This is a genomic window from Microbacterium sp., from assembly GCF_047602155.1.
In the GTDB taxonomy this organism is placed as follows: domain Bacteria; phylum Actinomycetota; class Actinomycetes; order Actinomycetales; family Microbacteriaceae; genus Microbacterium.
This window is the reverse complement of the sequence record NZ_JASGHZ010000001.1, coordinates 37,519-50,792: the sequence shown is the minus strand read 5'-3', so window position 1 is coordinate 50,792 and position 13,274 is coordinate 37,519. Positions and strand designations below refer to the sequence as shown.

Genomic DNA, 13,274 nt, shown 5'->3' with positions numbered 1-13,274 from the left:
GCGCCCGGCGCGGTCCGCCGTGGTGTAACGGCAGCACGACAGCCTTTGGAGCTGTGAGGCCCAGGTTCGAATCCTGGCGGCGGAGCATGACGAACAACGCACTCGACGCGAACCTCGCCGTGATCATCCTCGCGGCGGGGCAGGGGACGCGGATGAAGTCGGCTTTGCCCAAGGTGCTGCACCGCATCGGCGGGCGCCCGCTCGTCGGCCACGTGCTCGACACGGCGCGCGACCTCGGCCCGGGGCACGTCGTGGTGGTGGTCCGGCACGAGCGTGACCTCGTCGCAGACGCCGTGACCGGCATCGCCGACGAGGTCATCGTCGTCGACCAGGACGAGATCCCGGGCACGGGCCGCGCGGTCGAGGTGTCGCTCGCGGCGATCCCCGACTTCGCCGGCGACGTGCTCGTGCTCTCCGGCGACGTTCCGCTGCTCGACGCCGGCACCCTCGGCGCGCTCGTGGGTGACCACCGCGCGTCCGGCGCCGCGGTGACGCTGCTGTCGGCGGTGCTGCCGGATGCCACCGGCTACGGCCGCGTCATCCGCGACCCCGACGGGTCGGTGGCGCGCGTCGTCGAGCAGAAGGACGCGAGCGCCGCCGAGGCGGCGGTCACCGAGATCAACGCCGGCGTCTACGTCTTCCGGTCGACGGTGCTGCGCACCGAGCTCGCGCGCGTGGGCACCGACAACGCGCAGGGCGAGAAGTACCTCACCGACGTGATCGGGCTGGCGCGCGCCGGCGGGCTGCCGGTGACGGCATCCGTCGTCGCCGACGCGACCCTCACGCTGGGGGTCAACGACCGCGCCCAGCTCGCCGAGGCCGGGCGCCTGCTCAACGCGCGCACGGTGCGACGCTGGCAGTTGGCGGGCGCGACGATCCAGGATCCGGCGACGACGTGGATCGACGTCACCGCGACCCTCGCCCCCGACGTCACGGTGCTGCCCAACACCCACATCCTGCGGGCCACGACGGTCGCCGTCGGCGCCACGATCGGCCCCGACACGAGCCTGGAGGACTGCGAGGTCGGCGAGAACGCCACCGTGCGCCGTGCCGACGCCACGCTCGCCGTCATCGGCGCGAACGCGACCGTCGGCCCGTTCGCCTACCTGCGGCCGGGCACCGTGCTCGCCGCCGGCGGCAAGATCGGCACGTTCGTCGAGACGAAGAACTCGACGATCGGCGAGGGCAGCAAGGTGCCGCACCTGTCGTACATCGGCGACACGACGATCGGCCGCGGCGTGAACCTCGGCGCCGGTGCCATCACCGCCAACTACGACGACGTGACCAAGCACCGCACCGAGATCGGCGACGAGGTGCACTCCGGCAGCCATAACGTGTTCGTCGCGCCCGTTAGGATCGGAGATGGCGCCAAGACCGGCGCCGGCGCGGTGATCCGCAAGGACGTCCCGCCCGGCGCGCTCGCCTTGAGCGTCGCCCCTCAGCGCAACATCGAGGGGTGGGTCGACAATCACCGACCGGGCACCGCCGCAGCCGCGGCAGCGGCCCGGTCCCGGTCCGCACAGGAACAGGGCGATGGGGCGCAAGAAGAACACGGTTGACCTGGACGTCGCGCGGGGCATCGCCCCGGGGCTCGTCGCCAAGACCAAGAAGCGTCTCGTCGTCGCCAGCGGCAGTTCGCATCCGGCGCTCTCGCAGCAGGTCGCCGAGGCGCTCGGCACCGAGATCGTGCCGACGGAGCATCGCACCTTCGCGTCGGGTGAGATCCTCACCCGCTTCGAGGTGTCGATCCGCGGGTGCGACGCGTTCCTCATCCAGTCGTTCGGCCCGCCGGTGAACGAGTGGCTCATGGAGACGCTCATCATGCTGGATGCCGCCAAGCGCGCCTCCGCCAAGCGCATCACCGTCGTCGCGCCCTATTACCCGTACTCGCGGCAGGACAAGAAGGGCCGCGGGCGCGAGCCGATCAGTGCGCGCCTCGTCGCCGACCTGTTCAAGACCGCCGGCGCCGACCGCGTCATGAGCGTCGACCTGCACGCGGCGCAGATCCAGGGCTTCTTCGACGGTCCGGTCGACCACCTGTTCGCCAAGCCCGTGCTGCTGGAGTACTTCGAGCGCACCCTCTCGGCCGACGACCGCGCCAAGCTCACGGTCGTCTCGCCCGACACCGGCCGGGTGCGCGTGGCCGACCAGTGGTCCGACAGCCTCGATGCGCCGCTCGCCATCATCCACAAGCGCCGCGACCCCAACGTCGCCAATCAGGTCACCGTCAACGAGATCGTCGGTCACGTCGCGGGCCGGGTGTGCCTGCTCGTCGACGACATGATCGACACCGGCGGCACGATCGTCAAGGCCGCGCAGGCGCTGAAGGCCAACGGCGCCGAGCGCGTCATCGTCGCCGCGACCCACGCCGTGTTCAGCGCCCCGGCCACCGAGCGCCTGCAGGACGATGCGATCGACGAGGTCGTCGTCACCGACACGATCCCGCTGCCGCCCGAGAAGCAGTTCCCCGGGCTGACGATCCTGCCGATCGCACCGCTGCTGGCCCGCGCGATCCACGAGGTCTTCGAAGACGGCTCGGTCACGAGCATGTTCGACGGCGCCGCCTGAGACACCGCGCCTCCAGCTCCGATTCTGCGCGCGAAGCGGACGCGAGATCTATTCACTCGCATTCATAGCTGACGCAGAGGAATCTGAGAGAGGATGTCGGAAGTCGCCCCCTAGCGTGGGAGCACACCCCAGCCGGGAACGACAGAAGGAGGATCCGGATGATCCGCACCACCGCCGTACCGAAGCCCCAGCACAGTCACCTCCGCGCCGGCCTGGCCGCGGCATCCGTCGTGGGCGTCGTCGCGCTCGCCGGATGCGGCACCGCCGCAGACGCGGAGGAGACCACCCCGACAGCCGCGAGCACCTCCACCCCGACGGCCACGACCACCCCGACCGCCGAGCCGACGACCGATTCGACCGCCTCCGACAGCGACTACGTCGACGGCACCTACACGGCGGAGGGTTCGTACTCGACGCCCGAATCGGTCGAGACCATCAGCGTCACCATCACCCTCGAAGACGACATCATCACGGCGGTCGAGGTCACCGGCACCCCGAGCAAGCGCGAGTCGGAGGAGTACCAGTCGGAGTTCATCGGCGGCATCGCCGCGGTCGTCGTCGGCAAGGACATCGACGAGATCTCGGTGTCGCGGGTGGCGGGATCTTCGCTGACGAGCGGCGGTTTCAACGAGGCGATCGAAGAGATCAAGGCCGAAGCGGCGGCGTGAGATGACCGTCGCCGTGACGGCGTGGGAGTTCGACGCGATCGGCACCCGGTGGCGCATCGACACCGCCGCGCCGCTCGACGCGGCGACCCGCGACGGCGTGCGCGGCCTGATCGACGGGTTCGACCGGGCCTGGTCGCGGTTCCGCTCCGATTCGCTCGTGACCGCCCTGGCCGTGGGCGGAGCCGCCCCGGCACCGCCGGATGCGGCGGCGATGCTCGACCTGTACGTCGCGCTGGATGCCGCCACCGACGGCGCGGTCAACCCGCTCGTCGGCGACGCGCTCGCCCGCCGCGGCTACGATGCCGGCTACGGCTTCACCGACCTCGGCCCCGCCCCCGCCCCCGCCCGCTGGCGAGAGCTGCTGAGCTGGGACGACGACCTGCGGCTGACCCGGCCCGCCACGATCGACGTCGGCGCGGTCGGCAAGGGGCGTCTCGTCGACCTCGTGCTGGCGTACCTGCAGGGCCGCACCGAGGGTCCGATCGTCGTCGATGCCAGCGGCGACCTCGCGCTGCGCGGCACGACCGAACGGATCGGGCTCGAGCACCCGTACGACCCGTCCCGCGCGATCGGCGTGTGGCAGATGACGGATGCCGCCCTCTGCGCCTCGGCCGTGAACCGCCGGGCGTGGGTCGGGGCCGACGGCGGCGGCCTGCACCACGTGCTCGACGCGCGCACGGGCGCACCGGTGCGCGCGATCGCCGCGACGTGGGCGGTCGCAAGCGACGCGATGCGCGCCGATGCCGCCGCCACCGCACTCTTCTTCGACGGCGGCCCGCGCTTCGCGCACGCGCACGGCATCGCGTGGGTGCGCATGACCACCGACGGCCGGATCGAGTGGTCGCCCGGATGTACGGCAGAGTTGTTCCTGTGATGTCGACGCTCACCGCCGCCTGGACCCGCTTCTACGCCGTCGTCGGGCGGTACTCGATGTACCGGCTCGTCGTCCTGTCGCTCGCCGCGCTCGCGGTGGTCGCGTTCGTGCTGGCGCTGTTCGGGCTCGTCGCCCCGTCGCCGGTGGAACTGCTCGCCGCCTACGCCGTGCTGGCGGCCGCGTGCGCCGCGACCGACGTCGTCGCGCACCGCATCCTCGGCACGGCGTGGCGGTGGGAGTCGTCGCTGATCACGACGCTGATCCTCGTGTTCGTGCTGCGGCCGACGCTGGAGCCGCTGGCCCTCGCCGGGCTCGCGATCGCGGGCGTCGTGGCGTCGGCATCCAAGTTCGTCCTGGCATGGCAGGGCCGGCACGTGTTCAATCCCGCCGCCGTCGGCGCCGCGGTCCTCACGGTGCTCAGCATCTGGCTGCCGGACCTCGGCGCCTCGTCGTGGTGGGTGGGATCGCCGTACCTCGCGGCGCCGGTGCTGCTCCTCGGGTTCATCGTGCTGGTGCGCACCGAGAAGCTGCGGGTCGTCACGGTGTTCGTCGTGATCGCGGTGACGGTCGCGTTCGTGCGCACCTCGATGCAGTACCAGCAGGCCGGGCTCGACGTCGACGCGGTGCAGGTGTTCTGGCAGCTGCTGTGGTCGTCGCCGTTCCTGTTCCTCGGGGCGTTCATGCTGTCGGAGCCCCTCACCCTGCCGCCGCGGCGCTGGCAGCAGTTCACCGTCGCCGCGCTCGTCGGCGCGCTCGCCGGCTGGCCCATCGACCTCGGGGTCATCAGCCTCGGGCAGGAGCGGGCGCTGCTGATCGGCAACCTGCTCGCGTTCGCCCTCGCCAGCCGCACGGCGGTGCGCCTGACGTTCCTCGAGCGCGTCGTGCTCACTCCGAGCGTGCGCGAGCTGGTGTTCCGCGCCGAGCGCCGGTTCCGGTTCGTCGCCGGGCAGTACCTCGAGCTGGAGGTGCCGCATCCGCACCCCGACGCGCGCGGCACGCGCCGCGAGTTCAGCATCGTGTCGGCTCCCGAGGAGCTGCCCGAGGTGCGCATCGCGCTGCGCGAGGGCTCGCAGTCGAGCTACAAGAAGGCGCTCGCTCTCGTTGAGCCGGGGGAGCGGCTGGCCGTCACGGGCGTGTGGGGCGATTTCGTGCTGCCCGCGCGCCCATCGGCACCCGTGCTGATGGTGGCCGCCGGCATCGGTGTGACGCCGTTCGTGTCGCAGCTGCGCCACCTGCGCCTGAGCGACCAGGATCGCGATGTCGTGTTCGTCTACGTCGCCTCGGATGCCGAGGAGCTCGCGTTCCGCGCCGACCTCGAGGCCGCCGGCATCCCGGTCATCGTCTTCACCCGCAACGAGCCCGCGTCGCTGCCGCACAATTGGCAGTGGGCGCGCGGGGTGCGGCTCGATGCCGCCGGCCTGCTGCAGGTCGTCCCCGACATCTCGGCCCGCCACGCCTACATCTCCGGCCCGCCCGGGCTCATCGCCGACCTCGCCCCCGCGCTGGAGCGGGCCCGCTCGATCACGACCGACGCCTTCTCGGGCTACTGAGTCCGGCCTCGATTGCGGGCCTTCCTGCCTGCGCGATTCGGTGGCGCGAACCGTCCTCTCGCCCGACTTGAGGGGACAGAACGTGCACCCGTATGCCTCAGGGGATCAACCGCGCCACCCGCGCCGCCGAAGCGCATCGCGGACGATCGCGGCGCCGGGGGCGCCGTGACCGCGGATCTGGTCGCCGCCGAGTCGCACGACCTCGTATCCCGCGGAGGCGTACGCCGCATACTTGCTCAGGTCGCGTTGCCATTGGGCGCGACTCGTGCGGTGCTGGTCTCCTTCGACCTCGACGATCGTCATCCATTCGAGGTAGACCACATCACCGATCCCGATCCGGACGCCGGCGGCATCCCTGATCTCGACATCCAGCTGTGGCTCGGGCAACCCCGCGCTCGATGCCAAGAGCCGATAGTCGGTCTCCAGCGGCGACATGCTGCCGACACGGATGACGTCGAGCGCCCGCAGAAGCTCCGAACGATTGCGCCGCCGCGGCGCCATCGCGGCTGCGGCGAGTTGCTGCAGGCTCGCCAGCTGCAGTTCGGGGCGTGGTGTGCCGCTGCGATCACGGGGGATGCGCGCGATGGCGTCGCCGACAATCACCAGTTCGCGATGCGTGAGCTCACCTCCGAGGGCCGCCCACGTGGCGGCGGGGCTCAAGATCCGCAGTCCACCGTGTTGCCGGATGCTCGTGAGGCCTGCGGAAACCTGCACTCCTCGGATGCCGGGGCGCCGTGGTGCGCGATGCGGTGCGGGAACGCCGATGCACAGCTCTGGGCCCGGTTCGCAGGGAAGCCCCCAGGCGACGGCGGCGGAACGTCCGGCGAGGAAGGCGTGCTCCGGCGCGACCTGGAAGTAGGCGCGGGCGTCGCGCAGCACGCGCGCCTGGATCGCCCGGTCGAGAGCGAACGGTTCGGACGTCTCGGCGACCGACTGCGGTTCACGACGCCGTCGCACCCCGCGGTAGGGACGCTCGAGGTCGTGTGACCGCAGTCGCCCCGGGGTGGTCCCACTGCGCAACGCTGCCGCGACGGTGAAGACGCTTCCGAGCTGTGGGTCGAGCGGGCCAGGAGTGATCGGCATCCATCGACCCTGCATCATCCGTGCGGGTCGTGGGAGCGTCTCGGTGCGAATTGTGGACAGTTTCTGGAAATCGCAGGCTGGGGAGGAGGTGATGAGCCGGGTGCGCGCGACCCGAAAGGTGGCGGGTTCTGCTGCCTCCCGTGAGGGGAGGCGACAGAACCCGCCACCTCATTGGCGGGTCCGGCCGACTTCAGCGGGTGATGTCGCGGATCGTGCCCTTCTCCAGGCGCAGCCGGCGCCGCGCGCGGCGCGCGACGGCCGAGTCGTGCGTCACGACGACCAGGGTGAGACCCTCGGCGTTCAGACGCTCGAGCACGGCGAGGATCTCGTCGCGCATCGACTCGTCGAGGTTGCCGGTCGGCTCGTCGGCGAGCAGCACCCGCGGCTGCTTGGCGATGGCGCGTGCGATGGCCACGCGCTGCTGCTGCCCGCCGGAGAGCTCGCCGGGCCGGTGGTCGGCGCGCTCGGTGAGGTCGACGTGGGCCAGCGCCTCGGCGACGCGCGTGTCGCGCTCGATCTTGTCGAGGCCCAGCGGCTCCAGTCCCATCGCGACGTTCTCGGCCGCGGTCAGGGTCGGGATGAGGTTGAACGCCTGGAAGACGAACCCGACCTCGCGCGAGCGCACCCGCTCCAGCTCCGTGCTCGAGGCCTTGGCCAGGTCGGTGTCGCCGATCAGCACGTGGCCCTCGGTGGGCTTGTCCAGCGCCCCCAGCAGTTGCAGCAGCGTCGACTTGCCGCCGCCGGTGGGACCCTGGATCGTGACGAAGTCACCGGCGGCGATCTCCACGTCCACGCCCTTGAGCGCGTTCACCGTGCGCCCCTTCTGCTGGTACGTCTTCTTCACCCCCGACAGCCGGTAGGCGGGGACGGCCTGCGGCGTGGCGGCATCCGTCGTGATGTCTTCGACGATGGTCATCTGATTCTCCTCGGTGTTCTCGGGTACGGGTGCCGCGCTCACGCGACCGCTCGCAAGGCTTCGGCGGGGCTCAGCCGGGCGGCGCGCCAGCCGCCGAACGCGCCGGCGACGAGGCCGCCCGCGACGGCGAGGCCGAGGGCCGCGACGATGATCCACATCGACAGCGGAGCGTGCAGGACGACGTTGCTCACGGTCTCGCCGAGCTGGTCGAGTCCGCCGCCGCCACCTTGGCCACCGCCCTGGCCGCCCATGCCGCCGGGGCCTTGCGTGCTGGCGGCCGTCGTGGAGATCGTCGGCTGGATGAGGTTGATCGCCACGGCGCCGGCGACGCCGATGACGACGCCGATCACGCCGCCGATGAGAGCCTGCACGACCGACTCACCGGCCACCTGGCCGACGACGCGTCCGTTGGACCAGCCGATCGCCTTGAGGGTGCCGAGCTCGCGGGTGCGGCGGGAGATGCCGGAGATCGTGAACAGCACGGCGAGTGCGACCGCGACGGCCAGCACGATGATCGACAGCCACGTGCCGAGGCTCGTGATGAGCGAGCTGGCGCTCGACAGCGACGACGACACCGTCGAGGCGAGGTCGGACTGCGAGCTGACGGTCGCATCCGGCAGCGCGGTCTCGAGGCTGCTCTGCACCGAGGCGATGGCATCGGACGACGTGGCCTGCACGTAGATCGTCGAGACGACGTCTCCGGCGCCGGAGAGATCCTGGGCGACATCGAGCGGGATGTACACGTTCGCCGCGGTGTCGGCCGTCGAACCGGTGGAGGCGATGATGCCGACGATCTCGAAGTCGGTCCCGCCGACGTTGATCGTGTCGCCGACGGCGAGGTCGGAGCTCGTCGCGTAGCTGGAGTCGAGCACGGCGACGTCGGTGCCGTTGTCCGACTCGGTGAGAGCCCGGCCGTCGGTGACCGAGGTCGACGACATCGGGCCGACGGCCGTGTCGGACGGCTCGATGCCGAGCACCGTGAACGAGTCGACGTTGAACGAGCCGCCGCCGAAGCCGCCGCCGCCGCCCTGGCCACCCTCGCCCTCGCCGCCCTGGCCGGGTGCGCCGCCCTGGCTCGCATCGGACTGGCTGTCGTCGCTGGGCATCGCGGGGAGCTCCCCATCGAAGGTCGAGTTGGTGAGGCTCAGGGCACCCGAGACCGCCGACACGCCGTCGACGGCGGCGACCGTGTCGAGGGTCGAGGCGTCGAGCGTGCCGCGGGTGAAGTCGGTGCGCAGCGTCGACTGGTTGAGCGTCGTGTTGCCGTCGGCGTCGGTCGTGCCGCCGTTCTCGTCGAAGTCGAAGCTCGGGCCGCCCTGGCCGCCGCCCTCGCCGGGCTCGGCCTGAGCGCCGGTCACGGTGATGTCGGTGCCGACGCCGTAGACCGACTCCAGCGCCTGCGCCTGTGCGTCGCGGATGCCGGCCGACAGCGAATTGACGATGATGACCAGGGCGATGGCGATGCCGAGTCCGATCGCCACGATCGCGGTCTGCTTCTTGCGGCCGGAGAGTTCGCGGCGCAGGTACGTCCAGTACATGGGTTCCTTTCCGGCGCGTGCTCTTCTGCTGCGGTGATGCGCCGATGGACCGACGCTACGGACGCCGATGATGCGCGCACCCAGCGCTTCTGATGCGAAACCTATGAGCGCCCGGGGCGGGGATGCCGGCATCCATCGGAACATGGTGCCGGATACATAGGATGCTCATAATCAGTGCCATAGCAATCGCATAGCCCGCTCGTGAGAATGGAGGCATGACAACACCCGCCACCCACGCCCTGCACCGCCCCGACGGCTCGGCCCTCCGCGTGCTCGTCGTCGACGACGAACAGATGCTCACCGACCTGCTGTCGATGGCCCTGCGCATGGAGGGATGGGAGGTGCGCACAGCCGCCAGCGGCTTCGACGCCCTCACCGCCGTGCGCGAGTTCGACCCCGACGCGCTCGTCCTCGACATCATGATGCCCGACCTCGACGGCATGGCCGTGCTGCAGCGGCTGCGCCAGGCCGGCAACGACGTGCCGGTGCTGTTCCTCACCGCGAAGGATGCCGTCTCCGACCGCGTCGCGGGCCTCACCGCCGGCGGCGACGACTACGTGACGAAGCCGTTCAGCCTGGAAGAGGTGGTCGCGCGCCTGCGCGGCCTGATGCGTCGCGCCGGCAGCGCGACGCAGGGCGGCGCCGACCCGATCCTGCGCGTGGGCGAGTTGACGCTCAACGAAGACTCGCACGAGGTCGAGCGCGCCGGTACGGAGATCGAACTGACCGCGACCGAGTTCGAGCTGCTGCGCTTCCTCATGCGCAACCAGCGCCGCGTCGTGTCGAAGGCGCAGATTCTCGACCGGGTGTGGAACTACGACTTCGGCGGCCGCTCGTCGGTGGTCGAGCTGTACATCTCCTACCTGCGCAAGAAGATCGACGCCGGGCGTGAGCCCCTCATCCACACCGTGCGCGGCGTGGGCTACATGATCAAAGCGCCCCAGTGACCGAACACCCAGTGACCCAACTCGAGCCCGCTCCCGCCCGCATCCGGCGCCGCTGGAGTCTGCAGACGCGCCTCATCGTGACGGTCGTCTCCTTCGTCGCGCTGATCCTCGTCGCGATCGGGCTCGCGACGGGCGCGATCCTGGGGCAGATCATGTCCGACAACCTCGACGCGCAGGTCAGCGCCGCGAGCAACCGCATGATGGTCTTCCATCCGGGCAGTCCGGACGAGTCGGACCTGACGGCGGTTCAGGTGCTGACGGACCGCCCGGCGGAGGTCGGCACACTGCTGGTGATGCAGACCACCGGCGGCATCACCGGTGCCTACCTCGATGACGACGGCACGGCCATCGCGCTCACCGACGACCAGCTCGCCAGCCTCACCGGGGGCAACGTCGACGCGCAGGGCTGGGGGACGGTGGCGATCAGCGACCTCGGCGAGTACCGGGTGCGGCTGCAGGCGCAGGCGAGCGGGCCCGTGCTCGTGGGCATGCCGACCTCGGAGCTGACCGCCACGGTCGCAAAGATCCTCACGACGGTCGGGCTGGTCACCGCGGGCGGGCTGCTGGTGCTCGCCGCGATCGTGGCGCTCGTCATCCAGCGCTCGCTGCGGCCGCTGCGCGCCGTCGCCGACACCGCCGCGCGCGTCGCCGCGCAGCCCCTCGACCGCGGTGACGTGTCGATCACCGAGCGGGTGCCGGCATCCGACGCCTCCGACGAGATCGGCCGCGTCGGCGCGGCCCTGAACACGCTGCTCGACCACGTCGACGCGTCGCTCGCGTCGCGCCAGCGCAACGAGGAGCGCATGCGCGCCTTCGTCGCCGACGCCAGTCACGAACTGCGCACGCCGCTGGCCGCCATCCGCGGCTACTCCGAGCTGTCGCTGCGCTCGCTGCGCCAGACGCACGACGCCGGCGCCCGCGCGACGAAGGCCCAGCTCGCCGCGAGCGCGGGGCAGTCGGAGCAGGGGCTGGAGCGCATCCAGGCCGCCTCACTGCGGATGACCTCGCTCGTGGAGGACCTGCTGCTGCTGGCCCGCCTGGACGAGGGCCGCGAGCTCGTCTACAGCGCCGTCGACATCACGCGGGTCGTGGTGGATGCCGTCGCCGACGCGCAGGCGGCCGGTCCCGAGCACGAGTGGGAGCTCGACGCCGGGGAGGAGCCGGTCGTCGTCGCGGGCGATGCGACGCGGCTGCATCAGGTCGTCACCAACCTGCTCGCCAACGCCCGCGTGCACACGCCGGCGGGGACGCGCGTCACCGCCAGCGTCGCGGTGGAGGACGGCGACGCCGTTGTGCGGGTGATCGACAACGGCCCGGGCATCGACCCGGCCGTCGCGGACGAGCTGTTCGAGCGGTTCGCGCGGGCCGACGTGTCGCGGGCGCGTCAGACCGGCGGCAGCGGGCTCGGCCTGTCGATCGCGAAGGCGATCGTGACGGCCCACCATGGCATCATCACGGTCGACAGCGAGCCCGGCGCGACGGTGTTCGAGGTGCGCCTGCCGGCCCGCCCCGAGCTCCCCGCCTGACAGCCGCCGCGGGCCCCGCGCCGCCGTTTCGCGAAACCTCACAAATGTCGGCGACACGCCGTGTGGAGCCCCCCAAAACGGGACATTTGCGAGGTTTCGCGAAGGGGTGGGGGTGTGGGGTCAGTGGGTGTCTTCGGCCTCGACCTCGGTGCGGTCGCCCGACCACAGCGTGTGGAAGGTTCCGGGCTTGTCGGTGCGGCGGTAGGTGTGCGCGCCGAAGAAGTCGCGCTGGCCCTGGACGAGCGCGGCGGGCAGGCGCGAGGCGCGCAGCCCGTCGTAGTAGGCCAGCGACGAGGAGAACGCCGGGGCCGGGATGCCGGCACCCGCCGACAGCTGCACGATCTCGCGCCATGCGTCCTGCGCGCGGCCGAGCGCCTCGACGAAGTACGGCGCGGTCAGCAGCACCGGCAGGGTTCCGTCGGCGTCGTAGGCGTCGGCGATGCGGTTGAGGAACTGCGCCCGGATGATGCAGCCGCCGCGCCAGATCTTGCTCACCGCACCCAGGTCGATGTTCCAGCCGTACTGCGCGGCGCCCGCGCGGATCTCGTCGAAGCCCTGGGAGTAGGCGACGATCTTCGACGCGTACAGCGCCAGGCGCACCTGCTCGACGAACGCGTCGGGGTCGGCGACCGTGAACGCGCCCTCGGCCGGGCCGGGGAGGGTCCCCGCCACGTCGCGCTGCTCGCGGTGGCTGGACAGCGACCGGGCGAAGGTCGCCTCGGCGATGCCGGATACCGGCACGCCGAGGTCGAGGGCGGTCTGCACGGTCCACGCGCCGGTGCCCTTGGCGCCGGCCTCGTCGACGATGAGGTCCACGAGCGGTGTGCCCGTGGCGGCATCCGTCTGGCGGAGGACCTCGGCGGTGATCTCGATGAGGTAGCTCTCCAGTTCGCCGCGGTTCCACGCGGCGAAGATGTCGGCGATCTCGGCCGGGGTCTTGCCGGTGCCGCGGCGGATGAGGTCGTACGCCTCGGCGATCAGCTGCATGTCGGCGTACTCGATGCCGTTGTGCACCATCTTCACGAAGTGGCCGGCGCCGTCGTGACCGACGTGCGTGACGCACGGCTCGCCCTCGGCGACCGCGGCGATCGAGCGGAGGATGGGGCCGAGCGTGGCCCACGCCTCGTCGGGGCCGCCGGGCATGAGCGCGGGGCCGAGGAGGGCGCCCTCCTCGCCACCGGAGACGCCCATTCCGACGAAGTTGAAGCCGGCGTCGCCGACCGCCTTCTCGCGGCGGATCGTGTCGGTGAAGAGGGAATTGCCGCCGTCGATGATGATGTCACCGGGCTCGAAGACGTTCATGAGGTCGTCGATGACGGCATCGGTCGGTCCGCCCGCCTTGACCATGATGATCGCGGTGCGGGGCTTCTGCAGCGACGCCGCGAACTCCTCGTACGAGAATGCCGGGACGAAGCCTGCCTCGGGGTGAGCCGCGACGAGTTCGTCGGTCTTCGCCCGCGACCGGTTGTACACCGCGACGGTGTTGCCCTCGCGCGAGGCGAGGTTGCGGGCGAGGTTCGAGCCCATCACGGCGAGTCCGACGACTCCGATGTTGGCAGTGGCTGGCGAAGACATGGCAGGACTCCTCGATGGTGACGCGGGAT

11 protein-coding genes and 1 tRNA gene are annotated in these 13,274 nt (G+C 71.2%); 8 read left to right on the top strand and 4 right to left on the bottom strand.

What is annotated here, in order from left to right; all coding sequences use genetic code 11:
* The first annotated feature begins 13 nt into the window (after window positions 1-13).
* The 6 genes from QM720_RS00245 to QM720_RS00220 all read left to right on the top strand — a co-directional run bounded on the left by QM720_RS00245 (window position 14) and on the right by QM720_RS00220 (window position 5,660).
* A tRNA-Gln gene (locus QM720_RS00245) sits at window positions 14-85 on the top strand.
* A 1-nt stretch (window position 86) separates the two neighbouring features.
* Window positions 87-1,559: a bifunctional UDP-N-acetylglucosamine diphosphorylase/glucosamine-1-phosphate N-acetyltransferase GlmU gene (gene glmU, locus QM720_RS00240; RefSeq protein WP_415123941.1), complete on the top strand. Its 1,473-nt coding sequence runs from the start codon at window positions 87-89 to the stop codon at window positions 1,557-1,559.
* The gene (locus tag QM720_RS00235) at window positions 1,534-2,568 is read left to right on the top strand and encodes a ribose-phosphate diphosphokinase (RefSeq protein WP_415123939.1); all 1,035 of its coding nucleotides are present in this window, start codon (window positions 1,534-1,536) and stop codon (window positions 2,566-2,568) included. Before glmU ends, QM720_RS00235 begins: the two co-directional genes overlap by 26 nt.
* Before the next feature lie 158 nt (window positions 2,569-2,726).
* Window positions 2,727-3,236 carry a hypothetical protein gene (locus tag QM720_RS00230; protein WP_415123938.1) on the top strand — a complete coding sequence of 170 codons (510 nt, stop codon included), beginning with the start codon at window positions 2,727-2,729 and terminating at the stop codon, window positions 3,234-3,236.
* 1 nt (window position 3,237) lies between these two features.
* Entirely contained in the window at window positions 3,238-4,110 is an 873-nt protein-coding gene (locus QM720_RS00225; protein ID WP_415123936.1) for an FAD:protein FMN transferase, read from the top strand.
* Complete coding sequence (locus QM720_RS00220) at window positions 4,110-5,660, top strand: FAD-dependent oxidoreductase (RefSeq protein ID WP_415127751.1); 1,551 nt, start codon at window positions 4,110-4,112, stop codon at window positions 5,658-5,660. Before QM720_RS00225 ends, QM720_RS00220 begins: the two co-directional genes overlap by 1 nt.
* A gap of 105 nt (window positions 5,661-5,765) precedes the next feature.
* Here the strand turns inward: QM720_RS00220 and QM720_RS00215 are convergent, their stop codons facing one another.
* The 3 genes from QM720_RS00215 to QM720_RS00205 all read right to left on the bottom strand — a co-directional run bounded on the left by QM720_RS00215 (window position 5,766) and on the right by QM720_RS00205 (window position 9,197).
* Complete coding sequence (locus tag QM720_RS00215) at window positions 5,766-6,743, bottom strand: hypothetical protein (protein ID WP_415123934.1); 978 nt, start codon at window positions 6,741-6,743, stop codon at window positions 5,766-5,768.
* Window positions 6,744-6,933: 190 nt separating this feature from the next.
* Window positions 6,934-7,659, bottom strand: a complete 726-nt coding sequence (locus QM720_RS00210; RefSeq protein WP_415123932.1) for an ABC transporter ATP-binding protein — start codon at window positions 7,657-7,659, stop codon at window positions 6,934-6,936.
* A gap of 38 nt (window positions 7,660-7,697) precedes the next feature.
* Window positions 7,698-9,197, bottom strand: a complete 1,500-nt coding sequence (locus QM720_RS00205; RefSeq protein WP_415123930.1) for an ABC transporter permease — start codon at window positions 9,195-9,197, stop codon at window positions 7,698-7,700.
* A gap of 215 nt (window positions 9,198-9,412) precedes the next feature.
* Here QM720_RS00205 and QM720_RS00200 point away from each other — a divergent pair, with 215 nt between their 5' ends.
* Together QM720_RS00200 and QM720_RS00195 are read left to right on the top strand one after the other, a co-directional pair.
* On the top strand, window positions 9,413-10,144 hold the full coding sequence (locus QM720_RS00200) for a response regulator transcription factor (RefSeq protein ID WP_415123928.1): 732 nt from the start codon (window positions 9,413-9,415) through the stop codon (window positions 10,142-10,144).
* Window positions 10,141-11,670: a sensor histidine kinase gene (locus tag QM720_RS00195; protein WP_415123926.1), complete on the top strand. Its 1,530-nt coding sequence runs from the start codon at window positions 10,141-10,143 to the stop codon at window positions 11,668-11,670. The genes QM720_RS00200 and QM720_RS00195 overlap by 4 nt, the downstream gene beginning before the upstream one ends.
* A 120-nt stretch (window positions 11,671-11,790) precedes the next feature.
* On the opposite strand, the gene gndA is transcribed toward QM720_RS00195, so the two are convergent.
* The gene (gene gndA, locus QM720_RS00190) at window positions 11,791-13,245 is read right to left on the bottom strand and encodes an NADP-dependent phosphogluconate dehydrogenase (RefSeq protein WP_415123924.1); all 1,455 of its coding nucleotides are present in this window, start codon (window positions 13,243-13,245) and stop codon (window positions 11,791-11,793) included.
* Between the last annotated feature and the right edge of the window lie 29 nt (window positions 13,246-13,274).